This window comes from Hungatella sp., assembly GCF_046966825.1.
The window spans coordinates 20,833-38,284 of the sequence record NZ_JBKVCZ010000062.1; the positions used below are offsets into that span (position 1 = coordinate 20,833).

At 45.7% G+C, this 17,452-nt stretch carries 17 protein-coding genes and 1 pseudogene; all 18 read left to right on the forward strand.

Annotated elements, in window-relative coordinates:
• Nucleotides 1-192 precede the first annotated feature (192 nt).
• A complete protein-coding gene (locus ACLTD4_RS18560) occupies nt 193-981 on the forward strand; it encodes an ABC transporter permease (RefSeq protein WP_002602762.1) in 789 nt (262 codons plus the stop codon).
• Nucleotides 978-1,763, forward strand: coding sequence for an ABC transporter permease (locus ACLTD4_RS18565; RefSeq protein ID WP_002602763.1), 786 nt, complete (start codon nt 978-980; stop codon nt 1,761-1,763). Before ACLTD4_RS18560 ends, ACLTD4_RS18565 begins: the two co-directional genes overlap by 4 nt.
• Nucleotides 1,742-2,515: an ABC transporter ATP-binding protein gene (locus ACLTD4_RS18570; protein WP_055659244.1), complete on the forward strand. Its 774-nt coding sequence runs from the start codon at nt 1,742-1,744 to the stop codon at nt 2,513-2,515. Before ACLTD4_RS18565 ends, ACLTD4_RS18570 begins: the two co-directional genes overlap by 22 nt.
• Before the next feature lie 2 nt (nt 2,516-2,517).
• Entirely contained in the window at nt 2,518-3,261 is a 744-nt protein-coding gene (locus ACLTD4_RS18575) for an ABC transporter ATP-binding protein (protein ID WP_055659243.1), read from the forward strand.
• 2 nt (nt 3,262-3,263) lie between these two features.
• Nucleotides 3,264-4,745: a sulfatase gene (locus ACLTD4_RS18580; protein ID WP_055659241.1), complete on the forward strand. Its 1,482-nt coding sequence runs from the start codon at nt 3,264-3,266 to the stop codon at nt 4,743-4,745.
• A 16-nt stretch (nt 4,746-4,761) separates the two neighbouring features.
• Entirely contained in the window at nt 4,762-6,243 is a 1,482-nt protein-coding gene (locus tag ACLTD4_RS18585; RefSeq protein WP_117623682.1) for a sulfatase, read from the forward strand.
• Nucleotides 6,244-6,271: 28 nt separating this feature from the next.
• Complete coding sequence (locus tag ACLTD4_RS18590; RefSeq protein WP_117634593.1) at nt 6,272-7,882, forward strand: mannitol dehydrogenase family protein; 1,611 nt, start codon at nt 6,272-6,274, stop codon at nt 7,880-7,882.
• Between the two features lie 719 nt (nt 7,883-8,601).
• Nucleotides 8,602-8,868: a BREX system ATP-binding domain-containing protein gene (locus ACLTD4_RS18595; protein WP_412331465.1), complete on the forward strand. Its 267-nt coding sequence runs from the start codon at nt 8,602-8,604 to the stop codon at nt 8,866-8,868.
• Between the two features lie 8 nt (nt 8,869-8,876).
• Nucleotides 8,877-9,107, forward strand: a complete 231-nt coding sequence (locus tag ACLTD4_RS18600; RefSeq protein ID WP_117623680.1) for a hypothetical protein — start codon at nt 8,877-8,879, stop codon at nt 9,105-9,107.
• A 146-nt stretch (nt 9,108-9,253) separates the two neighbouring features.
• A complete protein-coding gene (locus ACLTD4_RS18605) occupies nt 9,254-10,600 on the forward strand; it encodes an ATP-binding protein (protein ID WP_044965719.1) in 1,347 nt (448 codons plus the stop codon).
• A gap of 23 nt (nt 10,601-10,623) precedes the next feature.
• Nucleotides 10,624-11,115 carry a hypothetical protein gene (locus tag ACLTD4_RS18610; RefSeq protein WP_243008377.1) on the forward strand — a complete coding sequence of 164 codons (492 nt, stop codon included), beginning with the start codon at nt 10,624-10,626 and terminating at the stop codon, nt 11,113-11,115.
• Between the two features lie 552 nt (nt 11,116-11,667).
• On the forward strand, nt 11,668-12,246 hold the full coding sequence (locus ACLTD4_RS18615) for a DUF6262 family protein (protein ID WP_243008375.1): 579 nt from the start codon (nt 11,668-11,670) through the stop codon (nt 12,244-12,246).
• 109 nt (nt 12,247-12,355) lie between these two features.
• Nucleotides 12,356-12,583, forward strand: a pseudogene (locus tag ACLTD4_RS18620) (flavodoxin); the annotation flags it as partial.
• Between the two features lie 12 nt (nt 12,584-12,595).
• Nucleotides 12,596-13,501, forward strand: a complete 906-nt coding sequence (locus ACLTD4_RS18625; RefSeq protein WP_117623679.1) for a DUF362 domain-containing protein — start codon at nt 12,596-12,598, stop codon at nt 13,499-13,501.
• 18 nt (nt 13,502-13,519) lie between these two features.
• Nucleotides 13,520-13,900: a MerR family transcriptional regulator gene (locus ACLTD4_RS18630; protein WP_055659233.1), complete on the forward strand. Its 381-nt coding sequence runs from the start codon at nt 13,520-13,522 to the stop codon at nt 13,898-13,900.
• A 159-nt stretch (nt 13,901-14,059) separates the two neighbouring features.
• Nucleotides 14,060-15,718 (forward strand): hydroxylamine reductase, encoded by a 1,659-nt coding sequence (gene hcp / locus ACLTD4_RS18635; protein WP_117623678.1) that lies wholly within the window; start codon nt 14,060-14,062, stop codon nt 15,716-15,718.
• Between the two features lie 395 nt (nt 15,719-16,113).
• Entirely contained in the window at nt 16,114-16,395 is a 282-nt protein-coding gene (locus ACLTD4_RS18640) for a hypothetical protein (RefSeq protein ID WP_002602792.1), read from the forward strand.
• A partial coding sequence (locus ACLTD4_RS18645; protein WP_412331464.1) for a RecQ family ATP-dependent DNA helicase occupies nt 16,392-17,452 on the forward strand: 1,061 nt, incomplete at its 3' end. The genes ACLTD4_RS18640 and ACLTD4_RS18645, both read left to right, overlap by 4 nt.

Consider the following 17,452-nt stretch of genomic DNA (forward strand, 5'->3'; position numbering starts at 1 on the left):
ATGCTGTACTAGTGGAAATAAAACTTTGAGAATCCCGGTCCTTTTATTTTGTAATATTTTTGCGATAACTAAATCTTACAGGAAGGGGGCCGGGATTTCTTTGTAATATCGGCAGAGCCGATGGAGTACTGACAGGATAAAACTGCAGAAACTTGAGGGGTAATACGATTGATTTAAAATGGAGAGAGTTTAATGAAAACGAAGAAGAAAATCAGCAAATATACAATTATTTCCTGCTGCACGGTTCTGTTCGTGCTGGCAGCCTGGTATGTCTGCATTAATGTTCTGCATTTAAAACAGGAAACTGTCTTTCCAGGACCGCTTACTGTTGCGAAAACATTTGTGCAGAAAATGACTTCGAAAGTACCGGATGGGGCGACGCTTCCGACCCACCTGATGGGAAGCCTGAAAGTAGCGCTGTTCGGATACTCTCTGGGCGTGCTGTTCGGGGTTCCGATGGGGATCATGATGGCCTGGTTTAAGTGGGTAGACCGTCTTGCAAGACCGCTGTTTGACTTAATCCGGCCGGTTCCGGGCCTTGCCTGGATTCCGATGTTTATTCTTCTTTTCGGTATCGGCATTTTACCAAAGGCCGCTGTTATTTTTCTCAGCACCTCGGTCGCATGCATCGTAAACAGCTACACCGGAATTAAACAGACGAAACAGGAACATCTCTGGGTTGGAGATGTCTTCGGATTTTCAAATTTGCAAAAACTATTTAAAATAGCGATTCCCACTGCACTGCCGATGATCTTTACCGGGCTGAGAGTGGCGATGGGAGCGGCCTGGATGGCTCTCGTTGCGGCTGAACTCCTTGCCTCCTCCGTAGGCCTCGGATATATGATTCAGCAGGGCAGGTACGCTTCAAAACCGGCGCTTGTATTTGTCGGTATGATCATGATTGGAATTGTCGGATTGCTATTCGATACAATTCTGCACTGGCTTGAAGTAAAAGTTGCGAAAGGAATGAATGCAGAATGAATGAAAATACAAAAGAAAAATTATTGTCAGTCATATGTGCGGTTATTTCGATTGGAGCATTTTTGCTTCTCTGGTGGTTCGTGACGCATTACACAGACTTGTCGAAGCTTTTGCCGGACCCCGTTGTGGTGCTGAAGGCGACCTTCGAGTACTGTATCGGCGTGGTGGGCAAATACAGTCTTATCATTCACATGCTGAGCAGTCTGAGACGAGTACTGATCGGCTTCTGCCTGGGATCCCTGGCAGGTGTTATACTTGGCTTGCTGATGGGAAGATATCTCCTCGCCAGGGCAATTTTTAATCCGATTTTCAGATTTATACGTCCGATTCCTCCGATTGCCTGGATTCCGATTTCTATTATATGGTTTGGCCTTGGAGAGGAAGCGAAAATATTCCTGATTTTCTTGGCGGCATTTGCCAATACCACATTGAATGCGATGACCGGGGCCATGAATGTCGATCCCGAAGTGATTCATGCAGCCCGGATGCTTGGGGCAAAGGAACGTCAGATTTTTACCACTGTCGTAATTCCAGCATCGGTTCCGGCTATTTTTGCAGGGCTTCAGGTCGGAATATCGTCTGCGTGGGCAAGTGTGGTGGCAGCCGAGATGATCAAGGCAGAGAACGGCCTGGGATGGATTATTCAGGCCGGTATGGATAACAACAATATGACCCAGATTCTGGCCGGAATCATTATGATTGGCGTTGTTGGTTTTTTGCTGGCTTATATTATGCGTAAAGCTGAAGAGGTGATGTGTCGATGGAACAAGAGCGGAAGATAAATACAGTAATAGAATGCAAAGGCGTCTGTAAGACATTTGATACGCCGGAGGGGAAACACGAAGTCGTGCGCGGGCTGAATTTTGCCGCCAGAGAAAATGAATTCCTGGTCCTTTTTGGTCCCGGCCAGTGCGGAAAAACAACCATTATCAATATGATTGCCGGCTTTGAACCGGCCACAGAGGGAAGTATAACCGCTTCCGGCAAGAAGGTTGAACGGCCGGATGTCTCCAGAGGCGTAGTATTTCAGTCCATTTCACTCTTTCCCTGGATGACAACCATGGGCAATGTCGAATATGGACCTAAAATAGCCGGAGTAAATAAGGAAGAACGGAAAAAACGGGCGCAGAAATATATCGACCTGGTAGGACTTCAGGGCTTTGAAAATTCCTATCCCGTTCAGCTCTCCGGAGGTATGAGGCAGCGTGTCGGCATCGCGAGGGCATACTGCAACGAGCCTGATGTAATGCTGATGGATGAGCCGTTTGGCGCGCTGGATGCGCAAACCAGATATTTAATGCAGGAGGAACTGCAGAGAATATGGAGCGCAGAGAAACGTACGGTTATTTTCGTAACCAATAATATTGAAGAAGCACTGTATCTTGCAGATCGAATTATTGTTCTTACCAATTGCCCTGCAACAGTAAAGAAGGAATATGTCATCGATCTTCCCAGACCCAGAAATTTGGTTTCGAAACAATTCCTGGCGCTTCGTAAGGAAATAACCGGCATCCTGGACAGATGGGAGGATTAGGTATGAGTGATCAGATAAAAGTACAGGTCAGACACCTGACGAAGAAATTTGGGGATCTGCTGGTTCTGAGCGATGTGTCTTTTGACGTAATGGATGGGGATTTACTTTGCGTCGTAGGTCCCACGGGCTGCGGAAAAACAACCTTTCTGAACAGTCTGGTAAATATTTACGATACTACCTCCGGTGAAATCCTGCTGGATGGACAGAAGGTGGATACGAAAAAACAGAACATAGCGTATATCTTTCAGGGAAATTCAACCATGCCCTGGCTGACCGTAGAAGAAAATGTGGGCTTTGGGCTGCTGTATAAGCCGCTTTCCGATGCAGAAAAGAAGGAGCGGACAGAGAAGTATCTGGAAATCGTGGGATTGACCAAATACAGGAAATACTATCCCAAACAGCTTTCTGCCAGCATGCTGCAGAGGGTGAGCATCGCCAGAGCATTCGCCACGGAGCCGGAACTGCTGCTGATGGACGAGCCGTATGGACAGCTGGATATTGAGCTTCGCTTCCGGCTGGAGGATGAGCTGGTGAAGCTGTGGCAGATGACGAAGACGACGGTATTATTTATCACACATAATATCGAAGAGGCGGTCTACCTGGGCAATAAAATTATGATTCTGACGAACAAGCCGACAACAGTTAAAACAACATTGATCAATGAGCTTCCGCGTCCGCGTGATATTGCGGATCCGCAGTTTATTGAGCTTCGGAATAAAGTGACTGAACTTATTAAATGGTGGTAAATATGGAAAAGAAGAGAAAGAATATTGTCTGGTTCTGTACGGACCAGCAGAGGTGGGATACCATTCACAGCCTTGGCAATCCCTATATACATACGCCGAATATTGACCGTCTGGTGAAAGAAGGCGTTGCATTTACCAGGGCCTATACGCAGGCCCCGATCTGTACGCCCAGCCGCGCCTGCTTTTTAACGGGACGTTATCCCAGAACGACGAAGACGATCTTTAATGGAAATGAAAACTTCTCAAAAGATGAAAAACTGGTGACGAAGCTGCTGGCTGATGAAGGGTATACATGCGGCCTGGCGGGCAAGCTTCATCTGACATCTGCGGAAGGCAGAGTGGAGAAGCGGTGTGATGACGGGTATTCCTATTTCCAGTACAGTCACCATCCTCATAATGACTGGAAGGATGGAGGGAATGATTATCAAAACTGGCTGAATGAAAAAGGCGTCCACTGGGAAGAAATCTACGGCGGCAAGTTTATGACTATGGCTACGTGGCCGCCGCAGGCAAATCCCGCATTTTCGGGGAAACAGGTGGGCGTTCCCGCACAGTACCACCAGACTACATGGTGTGTGGAGAAGACCATCGATTTTATTGAGAGCAGGAGAAATACCGGGGAACCGTGGCTGATCAGCGTGAATCCCTTCGATCCCCATCCGCCGCTGGATCCGCCGCAGGAATACAAAGACCGGCTGAGCATAGAAGATATGCCGCTGCCTCTCTGGGAAGATGGTGAGATGGAGGGGAAGCCCCCCCATCAGCAGAAGGATGTGATTCAAGGTGGACAGGATGGCCAGGCGGAGCCCATAGGTTCGCTTACGGATGAAGAAAAACGGGAGCATTTCAGAGATTACTATGCGGAAATAGAGCTGATCGATGACCAGTTTGGAAGACTGCTTGCGTACCTTGACCGAACGGGGCTGCGTGATGATACGATTGTTATTTTCATGAGTGATCACGGTGAAATGAGCGGCGACCATGGGTTGTATTGGAAGGGCGCCTATTTCTATGAGGGCCTCGTGCACGTACCCTTAATCATTTCCTGCCCGTCCGTCTTCAAACAGGGATTACAGTGCGACGCGCTGGTGGAACTCGTAGATATCGCTCCGACACTGATGGAAGCTGCCGGACTGGAAGTTCCTTATTTTATGCAGGGAAAGAGTTTTTATGGTATACTGACAGGAGAGGCGGATCCCCATCATTTTAAAGATGCAGTTTACAGTGAGTTTTATCACTGCCTGAGAGGAACTCATGAAGACATTGATGCAACAATGTATTATAATGGGAGATATAAGCTGGTAATTTACCATGGAAAAGAGTTCGGAGAGTTGTATGACCATGAGACGGATCCGAATGAATTCCATAATCTGTGGGATAAACCGGAATATGAGACGTTTAAAACAGAACTGGTAAGGAAGAGTTTCGATCATACCGTACTCTGCAATATGGATAATTCCATGCACCGAGTCTATGGTTTCTGATAAAGGAGATGGAGAGATGAGTCAGAAACCGGTAAATATTGTTTGGTTTTGTACGGATCAGCAGCGCTATGATACGATTCATGCGCTGGGAAATCCATATATCCATACACCGAACATCGATCGATTGATAGAAGAAGGGGTTGCATTTACCCGGGCCTATACCCAGGCGCCGGTTTGTACACCCAGCCGTTCCTGTTTTTTAACCGGAAGATATCCCCGAACAACAAAAGCATTTTATAATGGCAATGACAATTATTCAAAAGACGAAAAGCTGGTGACAAAGCTTCTGGCTGATTCCGGATACGTTTGCGGCTTATCCGGAAAGCTTCATTTGACTTCTGCGCAGGGGCGGATGGAAAAGCGGACGGACGATGGCTACAGCTATGTTCAATGGAGTGAACATCCTAACGACGACTGGCCGGGCGGCGAAAATGATTATCAAAACTGGCTGAAAGAGAAAGGCCTTCGCTGGGAAGACATCTACGGGGGAAAATATACCAGTATGGCAACATGGCCGCCGAAACCGAATCCTCATTTTACAGGTAAAACAGTTGGTGTGCCGGCCGAGTATCATCAAACAACCTGGTGTGTTGAAAAAGCGATTGAGTTTATCGAACAGAACCGCAGCAGCGGGAAACCGTGGCTGATCAGCATGAACCCTTACGATCCGCATCCGCCCCTGGATCCGCCGCAGGCCTACAAGGACAGATTAAACATTGAGGATATGCCGCTGCCTTTGTGGAAGGATGGGGAGCTGGACAGTAAACCTCCGCACCAGCAGAAGGATTATATGCAGGGCGGTCAGGATGGGCAGGCGGAACCGTATCCGACTCTGACGGAGAATGACAGGAGAGAACGTTTCCGTGATTATTATGCGGAGATAGAGCTGGTTGACGATCAGTTTGGCCGTCTGATGAATTACCTGGAGGAGACGGGACAAAGGGAGCAGACGCTCGTGATTTTTATGAGTGATCACGGCGAGATGAATGGGGACCATGGCCTTTATTGGAAAGGCGCCTATTTCTATGAGGCGCTGGTTCATGTTCCGCTTATTATGTCGTGTCCGTCCCTGTTTAAGAGCGGCCTAAAAAGTGATGCGCTGGTTGAACTTGTGGATCTGGCACCGACCCTGATGGAGCTTACCGGACAGGAAGTTCCTTATTATATGCAGGGAAAGAGTCTTCTCCCTATTCTGACCGGACAGATGGATCCCCATCATCATAAAGATTCGGTTTATTCAGAATTCTACCACTGTCTTCTGGGATCGCATGATAATATTTATGCGACCATGTATTATGACGGCAGATATAAGATTGTGAATTACCATGGAATGGAGTATGGAGAACTTTACGACCATGAAACGGATCCGGATGAGTTCTGTAATCTGTGGGATAAGCCGGAGTACGCCTTAAAAAAAGCTGAGTTGATCAAAAAGAATTTTGACAGTGCCGTTATGAAAAATATGGACCGGTCTATGCATATGATTAATGAATACTGACAGAATATGCAGACCAGAGGAGATGCTGATGAAACTTACTTTAGAAGGAATAAAGGACAAACAACTATGGAGTCAGGCAGGAATCGAACTGCCATCCTATGATTTGGAAGAACTGGCACAGCGGACAAAAGAAGCGCCAGTCTGGGTTCATTTTGGTATTGGGAATATTTTTCGTATTTTTATTGGCAGCATTGCGGATCGTCTGATTACAGACGGATTGATGGACCGCGGGATTGTCTGTGTGGAGACATTTGACTATGAAACCATCGACCGGATCTATAAGCCCTACGACAATCTTTCCCTGTCGGTGATCTTAAATAACGACGGAACGACAGAAAAAAGGGTATTCGGCTGTTTCACAGAAGCACGGAAGGGGTTGCCTGACGGGACAGAAGACAGGCAGCGCTTAAGAGAGATCTTTGCCAATCCAAGTCTGCAGATGGTTTCCTTTACGATAACGGAAAAGGGATATGCGCTGCGCGGTGCGGACGGGCAGTATTACCGCTTTATTCAGGACGATATTGATTATGGTCCGGACCGGGCAGCAGGGGCTGTTGCGATCATAGCCGCCATGCTCCTTGAGCGGTATCGGGCGGGGGCGAAGCCGCTGGCGCTTGTTTCCATGGATAACTGCTCCCATAATGGGGAGAAGCTTCGCAGCGCAGTGCTGGAAATCGGACAGGAATGGAAAAAGAAGGGCTTTGTCGATGAGGAATTTTTAAGCTATATCAGTGACGAGGAGAAGATTGCATTTCCATGGTCCATGATAGATAAGATCACGCCGAGGCCGAGTGAAGCGGTGAGAGCGATGCTTCAGGATGCCGGAGTGGAGGACATGGATATTGTGGTTACCGATAAGCAGACGTACATAGCGCCTTTTGTAAATGCCGAAGAACCGCAGTATCTGGTGGTGGAGGACCATTTCCCCAATGGACGTCCGGCTCTCGAGAAGGCCGGGGTCTATATGACAAGCCGCGAAATCGTGAACAAGGCGGAGCGGATGAAGGTTACGGTCTGTTTAAACCCCCTCCATACCGCTCTGGCGCCTTACGGGTGTATGCTGGGCTTTAACCTCTTTTCTGATCAGATGAGTGATCGGGAGCTGGTTAAGCTGGCTGAAAAGGTGGGGCTGCAGGAAGGCATGGAATTTGTGGAGGATCCCGGTATTATTTCTCCGAAAGCATTTATTGACGAATGCATCAATGTGCGTTTTTCCAATCCGTATCTTGGGGATACACCGCAGCGTATCGCAGTGGATACTTCACAGATGGTTGGAATCCGCTTTGGGGAAAATATCAAGGCCTGCGTTCACAAATACGGCGATGCGAAAAAGCTGAAAGGGATTCAGCTGGCCATTGCCGGCTGGCTTCGGTATCTGCTTGCTGTCGATGACGAAGGCAAACCGTTTGCACTGTCCCCGGATCCCATGATCCCTGAGCTGCAGGGGCAGATGGCCGGAATCGCATGGGGCGATCCGGACAGCTTAAAGGATCAGCTCCGGCCGATTCTGGGAAACGCGAATATTTTCGGTATCGACCTGTATGAGGCGGGAATCGGAGACGATATTACGGAGATGGTGCGGGAAGAGATCGCGGGTAAGGGGGCGGTCAGAGAGGTGCTGAGAAAGTATTTGAAATAAGAGTACTGTTTGCAGCAATTTAACAAAATCAACGAGAATTCTTCCTGCCTCTATAGGTGGGAGATGAATCGCAAAAACAAACTTAGCGGCAGTGGCGGGCAGACATTCCCCACTGACATGAGGTCAAAACAATCCGGACAACCGGATAAAATGGCAGTATAGCTATTATGCCATTCTGGGTTTTGTATACTGAACTCAGAATGTGGATTGAAATAATGTATGTGCGGTAAGGTGTTTTGTTATTGTGAAGTGAGGAGGCAGTCAGATTAATTCTGGCTGCCTTTTTAATCTTTTTGGGGGGATTTGAGGTAACTGCTCATTTGATTTACAAAAAGCTGCAAAAAAGCTGCAAAAACCTCTTGACTTAGAGTTAACTCCAGGTAGTACAGTGGTAATACGAAAAAAATTGCGGAAATGGTACAGCGCGAGACGGGATTTATGCCGGAGATCCTGCCGCTGGAAGTGAGTCCTGAGGAGTATGACACCGTATTTTTGGGAATGCCTAAAATGGAGTATGGTTTTAACTGTGTATAGAGTGCATACAGTGAGAAAAGATGGAAGTATAGGTACAGAAGACACAGTTGATAGGTAAATATGTGTACATAGTAAATGGAAGTGGGAATATCTGGTATGGGCGTATAGAAGTTCATGACCAGATATTTTTGATATGAGAATATAATGAAAATGAGGAAATTCAAATTATAATTTATTACTTATGTATTAATTTATGTAAAGAATTAGAGGAGTTTAGTGGAGAGCCTTTTGCAATTGCAATTTCTGGAGAATGGGGAAGCGGGAAAACAAGCTTTGTAAATGCTTTAAAGGGAAAACTTAAACAAGTTGAATTTGTAAATGTAGAATGTGTTATAGAATACGATATAAAAGCTGTACTTCGGGAACTTTCATCGCAGCTTCAAGAAATATACCAAAATAATAATGTCTATACAGAGAGAAATGGCGCTATTGATAAGTATTTAAAAAAATAGGAGAACTTGTGGATGACGCCGGATATGGGAGTATGACAAAAATAATTGATAAGCTTCAAAATAATGAAAATAGTAGCTATTGGGAAAATAAAGCAATAATGAACCAAGAATTAGATGAATTTTATAGACTAACAAAAAAACGTATTTATTTTATCATAGATGATATGGATCGAATTATAGATGATGGAATGCGAGCTGTTATCTTTCAAGTGATCCGGAAAAAAACTGTGATGAAATAAGCAAGTAGTTTGTTAAATTACCTATTCCAATGAGGCAGAAACATGATATACTTTAATGAAAAGTATGGAATTTAAATACATAAATTACGGACATATAGATAATAAAAGAGGTAAGACAAGCGATATTTATATTGGGAGGAAAGTGAATGGCAGAAAACCAAAACACAGAATGGAAAGAATCATGGCGTGATGAGTATCTGAAATGGATCTGCGGTTTTGCAAATGCTCAAGGCGGCAAGATATATATCGGAACCGATGACAATGGTAACGTCATTGGCGTGCCAGACAGCAAAAAGCTGTTGGAAGATATCCCAAATAAAGTGCGGGATATCCTTGGAATTATCGTGGATGTCAATCTGCTGACCCAGGATGGAAAAGATTACATCGAAATATATGTGAATCCAAGCAGCTATCCGGTTAATTATAAGGGGGAATATCATTATCGCAGCGGCAGTACAAAGCAGCTACTTAAGGGAGCCGCTTTGACAGAGTTTTTACTGTCTAAAACGGGATATAAATGGGATGCGGTTCCGGTAGATGGTGTTACAGTTGAAGATTTGGATAAAGAGAGCTTTGACATTTTCCGGCGAGAGGCTCTGCGTAGTGGACGTATGACAGAAAAAGATTTGAACATGAGCAACGAACAGCTTCTGGATAGTCTCGGCCTTCTTGAACAGGGGAAGCTGAAGCGTGCGGCGATTCTCTTGTTCCATCGCAATCCGGAAAAATGGGTTACGGGTGCATATATTAAAATCGGATATTTTGGTGAAGGCTCTGACCTGCGCTATCAGGATGAGATTCATGGCTCCTTGTTTATACAGGCGGATAGGGTCATAGAGTTGATTTATCTGAAGTATATGAAAGCTATAATATCCTACGATAACGTTACCAGAATTGAAACATATCCTCTTCCTAAAGCGGCAGTTAGGGAGGCGGTATATAATGCAATTATCCATTCAAATTATGCGGCGTTAGTTCCGATACAGATTCGGATACATGAGGATGCGGTATATATCAGTAATGATTGTATCTTTCCGGTAGGCTGGACAGTAGAAACTTTGATGGAAAGGCATCGTTCACAGCCCTATAACCCCAATATAGCCAATGGTTTTTTCCGGGCAGGATATGTGGAAACATGGGGACGAGGAATCGAAAAAATCTGCGAAGCGTGTAAAAAACATGGTGTTCCAATGCCGGAATATACACTTCACTTAGAAGATGTTATGGTAAAATTTACGCCTTTAGGACAGCAGAACGTTTTAAAAGATCAAAATGTCCTAATAAATGGCCCATTAAATGTCCTATTAGATGTTTCATTAGAGGAAATAGTGTTATCAGCAATGAGAGAAAATTCTCATATCACACAGGCACAGCTTTCCCAAAAACTTAATCGTTCTGACAGGCAAATAAGACGAGTTATAAAGGAACTGAGAGAAAAAGGAATGATCGAGCGTATTGGCAGCCGTAAATCAGGACAATGGGTTGTCAAATAGCATTTTACAAACAAGAAAAAGATATGAAGAGAAAACTTCCGCTGAATAAGGAAAACTATCTGCCGGAATATTTTAGTGATACTGTCGCCAGATCCTTTGAAAAAGAGTCCGAACAGAGAATCCTATACTGGGATTTTAGAAAAGCTCTTGACGAAAAGATCAAAATGCAGATAGAAATACTTCTGAATGAGATTGTAAAATCAATAAAAAATAAAGCAGAGAGACGAAACGGGTACTTGCTTCCGCTCAAGTGCCTGTTTTGCTATGCAGAAAAAAGCGGAATGAGAGATATTATGAAAATGGAGTCTGCTCAAGAGCAGGAATATTTTTGTATGCTTAAAAAAGAATATGGCAATCCTTGTTTGAGTCCAAAAAAATTCATCTTTTTCTGCCGTAGGGTATTATTTCTGAAAGCTGAGGAAATAAATTGGGAAGCTAATGTCTGGTTTACGGAAAGACTGAATATTTCGTCAGAGAGATATAGCCGAAGCAACGCCATTGAAAGTTTTTTTTAGATACTCATTTCAACGAGAATCGTCAGAGTCTGCAATGATACCTGAAATATCTTTTGACGGGTATAACAGATATTGAGCATAATTCGGTAGAGGAATATTTGAAAAGATTATCTATGCAGCATATCTCAGCGGAAAGTTATAATAACAAGCTGCAGGTTATTTCGTCATTTTTGTATTATCTGCAGGTAACAGATTGTATCGGCGAGCTTTCTGATCCGATTCCCTTGTATTATAAGAAGAGCTATCCGACCGTAAATGAAATTGATAACCTGGGTCAAAAACTGGATTTGTTAACAGCCCATCTCGGAGAATTTCTGGACAATCTTCGTATTATGAGTCTCATCCTTCTTACGACAGGTATCAAGAAGGGGCAGCTATTTCTTTTGAAAAATGCGGATTTTTACTACGAAAATGAGAATAGCTGGATGAAGGTACCGGATACAACCAGAAGCATACCGATTCCAGATGTTTTGCACTGGCTTGTACTGAAATATTCGGATAGAAATCACATATTTGTGGAAAATCTACTTTTTCTAAATAACAGATGAGTATGTGTTTAAAGGGAATGGCTATCAAAAAGAAGTATGCAAAGCACTTTATAGAAGTGGCGCTTCAATTCAAGTAATTCGTGATTATATGGGTTATCAAACAGATGAAATGGTAAAGAAACATATCGGATTGCTGGATGAAGAACTGGTGGAAAAGTCGATGGAGTATTATACAAAGATGGAAAGCAGCCTGGGAGGAAGTTTGTTAGTGGCAAAATACGATAAGATGAACGAGAAAAATCGCCAGGAAAGCAGGAGAAAAATAGAACGTGCTGTTGAAGAAATCCGTAAAGCTTCTTCAGAAGGTAAAAGCCTAACTGTATCTGAACTTTCACAAAAAACAGGATTGTCCAAGGGGTTCTTTTACAAAAATGAAGAAGTAAAGTCTGTGCTGGACAAAGAAAGAGAAAAGATAGATCAAGGTAAATTGGTGCAGATTAAGCGGGAAGTCCGCGAGAAAAGTATGGAAAAACAGGTGGAGATCTACCAGAATGAGATAAAAAAGTTATTGGAAGAAAATGAACGCCTAAAAAAAGAGAATATAATGCTGATAAGAAAAGTGGAAAAGCTGTCAATGAAGTAAAAGATTAGATGTTCAGAAGGCGGAGATTAGATAAAAAGTGTGTATACTGTTAAAATGCTGATAAATAGAGGGATATTTTACATAACATAAGTTTTAGTATCCGGTATGGTGGTATACGTATGCCCCGGCGGTAAAGACATTTTTGGCACAGTATAAGCTGGCCGGAAAGACGATTCTGCCATTTGCCACAAACGGCGGCTGGATTGGCCATACCGCAAAGGACATAAAAGGTGCCTGCCCGGATTCTGATATTGGGGAGATTTTAAATGTCCGTTTCGACGGCGCGCGGCTTGTAACTCCGGAAAAAAGGATTTTGGAATGGATAAAGAAAGTGTGAGAGGTACAGCAGATGAAAATAGTAATGAATCAGGTACACAGCACCAATAAAGAGACGGGTACCGTATACATGACAAAGGATATCAGCCCGGAAGGTCTGATACGCACTTACCGGGCATTAGGCATGAAGGCAGTGGGAAAAACGGCGGTGAAGATCTCCAGCGGAGAGCCGGGAGGCCATCATTTCCTGTCATTCAAGCTGATAGAGCCACTGGTAAAAGAGGTAAACGGCACGATTGTGGAATGCAACACGGCGTACGGCGGAAGAAGGGCCGATACCAAATCTCATTGCAAAGTAATGGAGGAGCATGGCTTTTCAACCATCGCGCCTTATGATATTATGGATGCAGATGGTTCCATTGCTATTCCGGTGGCGGGCGGTGTTCATTTAAAAGAGGACATGGTGGGCTCGCATCTGGCAAACTATAATTTTATCGTAAATCTGGCTCATTTTAAGGGGCATGCCATGGGCGGCTTCGGCGGTGTGCTTAAAAATATGTCCATTGGTATTGCATCAGCTATGGGGAAGAGTTTGATTCACAGTGCGGGAAAGGAAACGACCGGGTTTGGAATCGACACACCTCAGGATGATTTCCTGGAGTCCATGGCGGAAGCGGCCAAGGCGGTGGCCGATTACAGGAACGGTTCCATCCTCTATATCAATGTGATGAACCATCTCTCGGTGGACTGCGACTGTGATTCCCACCCGGCTCCGCCGGAAATGAACGATATCGGAATCTTTGCTTCCTTAGACCCGGTGGCCTTAGACCAGGCCTGCGTGGACCAGGTCTATGATGCTCCCGACGGATCGGCACTTATTGAGCGAATCGAGTCACGCCACGGAATCCATACCGTAGAGCACGCGGAAGCAATCGGAGTCGGAACGAGGAACTATGTCTTGTATACACTGGATGAGTGAAACAGAAGGAGAGATAAAATGACCATAGCAGAGGTGAGCAAAAAATATGATATCACTGCGGATACATTGCGCTATTACGAGCGGATTGGTCTGATTCCGCCCGTTCCGCGGACGAAAAGCGGAATTCGTGATTATGACGACGTTTCTTGCGGATGGATTGAGCTAATGATCTGCATGAGGAAGGCAGGAGTTCAGATTGAGGCTCTGATCGAGTATGTAGCCCTGTTTCATCAGGGAGACTTAACGATTGATGCCAGGAAGAATCTTCTGATTGAACAGAGGGAACAGCTGGTTGAGCGGATGAACGCCATGCAGGTCTCGTTAGACCGGTTGAACGACAAGATCGACCGCTACGAAAAGGGGCTTATGGTGACGGAGAAAAAGCTGCAAAAGCTGTGAAGTTTCATTTCAATTTCATAAATAGAAAATAAAAAAGGCCGCAGTCCGTTGCAATTGCAACATACTGCGGCCGCTTTTTATGATAAGCTGATTACGAATTCAAGAGAAACTGATTGTAGATCTTAAAAAGCAGGAAATATAGAATGGAGGAAGTACAATATGGAGAACAAGATGTTTTGCTATCAGTGCCAGGAGACGGCGGGATGCGCCGGATGTACAAAATCAGGTGTCTGCGGAAAGGGGCCCCGTACGGCCGCTTTACAGGATATGCTGGTGTGGGTGACAAAAGGGCTTTCAGAAGTGGCGGTACGCATGCGGGAGGAGAATCAGAACGTTCCGGACGAGGTAAACAGCCGGGTGGTGGAAAACCTCTTTATCACGATTACTAATGCCAATTTTGACGATGAGGCGATAATCCGGAAGATAAAGGAAACGCTGGAAATGAAAAGAGAGTTCGCAAAAAGCCTGTCTGGAATGGAACCCATGTCTCCAGCGGCTCTCTGGGATGACGCGGAGCATATGGAAGAGAAGGCGAAAAGCGTCGGTGTGTTATCCACGGAAGATGAGGATATCCGCAGTCTCCGGGAACTGATTACCTATGGTCTTAAGGGAATGGCAGCCTACTTAAAGCATGCCGCGGCTCTGGAGGCGAAGGCGGAAAACAGGAACACGGCAGAGGGAAAAAGAGACACGGCGGCATTTTTAGAGAAGGCGCTGGCGGCGACTCTGAATCCGGCGCTGACCGCGGAGGAACTGACAGCGCTCGCCCTTGAGACCGGAGAGTACGGAGTGACAGCCATGGCGCTTCTCGATGAGGCAAATACCTCCTCATATGGCCATCCGGAGATTACGGAGGTCAGCATCGGGGTCAGAAAGAATCCGGGAATTCTCGTATCCGGCCATGATTTATACGATCTTGAACAGCTTCTGGAGCAGACGGACGGAACCGGCATCGATGTGTACACTCATTCAGAGATGCTTCCGGCGCACTATTATCCGGCCTTTAAGAAATACTCTCATTTTGTGGGAAATTACGGAAATGCATGGTGGAAACAGAAGGAAGAGTTTGAGGCGTTCGGCGGGCCGATTCTGCTGACAACCAACTGCCTGGTTCCGCCGAGAGACAGCTATAAGGAACGGCTCTACACGACCGGAGCGGTTGGATATCCGGGATGCAGGCATATAGAAGCGGGCGAAGATGGAAAGAAAGATTTCTCGCAGATTATCAATCAGGCAAAACAATGTCCGCCGCCGGTGGAACTGGAAACGGGCAGTATTGTCGGCGGATTCGCCCATAATCAGGTTCTTGCTCTGGCAGAGCCGATTGTAGAAGCAGTGAAAAGCGGAGCCATTAAAAAATTCGTTGTGATGGCAGGCTGCGACGGCCGGGCGCCATCGAGAAATTATTATACGGATTTTGCCAAAGCGCTTCCAAAGGACGCGGTCATTTTAACCGCCGGATGTGCGAAGTATAAGTATAACAAGCTGAATCTCGGCGACATCGGAGGAATTCCTCGTGTTTTGGATGCCGGACAGTGCAACGACAGCTACTCCCTGGCCGTGATCGCTCTGAAGTTAAAGGAAGTATTTGGCCTGGAGGATATCAACGACCTGCCAATCATCTACAACATCGCATGGTATGAGCAGAAGGCGGTTATCGTTCTGCTGGCCCTGCTTTCCCTCGGCGTGAAGAATATCCACCTGGGACCGACGCTGCCGGCCTTCTTATCGCCGAATGTGGCGAAGGTTCTGGTTCAGCAGTTCGGAATTGCAGGAATTGGTACGGTGGAAGATGATATGAAGTTGTTTTTTGAGTAGCAAATAAAGTTTTTGATTAGCGGATAAAGTGTTGCAGTTGAAATATGGAATTGAGTGTGGGCGGAGCAAAGGCTTCGCCCATTGCTTTTAAATAGGGCTGTGAACTGTAACTGATTTACAGGATGCAGGCTTATTTGCCGATAGTTTCAATTGCGTTTTCCAATCCTTTGTGGTAAAATTATCTCAGGTTTTTATGATATTCTGTTTCTAATTTCTATAGAGCAGGCAATTCAGAAATTTCTTTCATACATCCCATAGTGACAGGCGGCATTGGCTTCAAAATTGTGTTATGACAAAAAACAAAAACATTGAGGGCGGTTTGTAGGCGCATGTCATGCAGGGGCATGTGCTGAATGAGGGAGACGAAATTTACAAAAGGGGAAGTATAATTTAATATGGCATATAAAGCAGAATTATGGGCAGAAGCAAAAAAGAAATGCAGACTGGGAGAAGAAGAAATTCGCATGGCGAAAGAAATGGGCCTGAATCCAAGAAGCCTGATAAAAAACATCCCAAGCCCAAAACAACAGTGGAAGGCGCCTGTAAAAGTCTGGATTTGTGAAATGTATGCGGAACGGCAGAGAAAAGCAGAGAACAAAAAGAGGATAAAAGCAGTTAAATTGGCTGATATGGCTGAGAACTGCAGGGAAGAGGAGCACGAGAAGAGGGACATATGAATAAACATCAGGTGTTAAAACAATACTTTGGTTACGACGAGTTCCGTGACGGACAGGAGACGCTGATCGACAGCATTTTAAGCGGCAGGGACACATTGGGGATTATGCCTACCGGGGCAGGTAAATCGCTGTGTTTTCAAATCCCGGCGCTTATGATGGATGGAATTACACTGGTCATCTCTCCATTGATCTCACTGATGAAGGATCAGGTGGAGGCGTTAAACCAGGCGGGGGTTCACGCCGCCTATTTAAACAGTTCCCTGACCGCTTCCCAGTATTACAGGGCGCTGGCCTATGCCAGGGAGGGGCGTTATCCCATCATTTACGTCGCTCCGGAGCGGCTGGTGACGGAGGAATTCCTGGATTTTGCGCGAAATACGAAGATTTCCATGGTGGCGATCGATGAGGCCCACTGTGTATCCCAATGGGGACAGGATTTCCGTCCCAGCTACTTAAAGATTGTGGAGTTTATCGAACGGATGGAGGTACGCCCAGTGGTCAGTGCCTTTACGGCTACGGCCACAAAAGAGGTAAGGGATGATATCAGCGATATCCTGATGCTGCGGGAGCCGACAGTTCTGACCACGGGATTTGACCGGCCTAATCTCTATTTCGGCGTCCAGGCGCCGAAAGACAAGTATGAGACGATGAAGAATTTTCTGGAGCTTCATCCAGGGCAGAGCGGAGTGATCTACTGCCTGACCAGGAAAAATGTGGAGGAGGTCTGCGAGAAGCTGCGGGCAGATGGATTCTCTGTTACCAGGTATCACGCGGGATTGAGCGATGCGGAGCGGCAGAAAAATCAGGAGGACTTCATTTACGACAGGGCGGCTATCGTTGTTGCGACCAATGCGTTCGGCATGGGAATTGATAAATCCAATGTCCGGTTTGTCATCCATTACAACATGCCGAAGAATATGGAGAGCTATTACCAGGAAGCGGGCAGGGCAGGCAGAGACGGGGAACCGGCGGAGTGTATCCTGCTGTACGGCGGCCAGGATGTGATTACAAACCAGCTGTTTATCGATAATAACCGGGATAATCAGGAACTGGATGC